The following is a 665-nucleotide window of genomic DNA, read 5'->3' on the forward strand; positions in this document are numbered from 1 at the left end:
CCTTCTTTCTCGTCATGAACGCGGTGAGCGCGGCGCGCGCCTCATCGGACTTCAGCCGCTCGCGAAAATGCTCGCTTTCCACGCCGATGCGGGCGACGAGATCGTCGCGCGAACCACGCATCAGGTTGCGCGCGATCTTCAGCGCCTGTGGTGGCTTGGCGGCGATCTGGCCGGCTGCCGCCAATACCGAAGCCTCCAGCGCTGCTTCCTCGACCACCTCGTAGATCAGGCCGGCGGCCTTGGCGCGCTCGGCCGAAAAACCCTCGCCAAGACCGAGCAGCGCGAAAGCGGCTTGCTGGCCCAGAATGCGCGGTGCCAGCAGGCTCGATCCCGCTTCAGGCACAAGGCCCAGGTCGACGAAAGGCGTCCTGAACACGGTGCGTGGCGTGGCGAAAGTCAGGTCGCAATGCAGGTTGAGCGTCGTGCCGATGCCGACCGCGATGCCGTCGACGCCGGAGACCATGGGTTTTTCGACCTTGGCCAGCGCCATCAGGAAATCCCAGACTTCGGTGCCGCCGTCGCCGCCGGTGGCGACGACCATGAAGTCGGCAAGGTCGTTGCCGGAGGAGAAGGCGCCGGGCACGCCGAGAAAGACATGGACGCGGATGGCCGGGTCGGCGTCGCCCTCGGCCAGGGTTTTTGACATTTTCGCATACATGGAGCGC

At 65.9% G+C, this 665-nt stretch carries 1 protein-coding gene; it reads right to left on the reverse strand.

The features are described 5' to 3' along the window. Positions 1-665, reverse strand: a 665-nt coding sequence (locus EN964_RS36360) for a crotonase/enoyl-CoA hydratase family protein (RefSeq protein WP_127277580.1), incomplete at both ends; no start/stop codon positions are given.

It is taken from the genome of Mesorhizobium sp. M7A.F.Ca.CA.001.10.2.1, assembly GCF_003998575.1.
Taxonomy (GTDB): domain Bacteria; phylum Pseudomonadota; class Alphaproteobacteria; order Rhizobiales; family Rhizobiaceae; genus Mesorhizobium.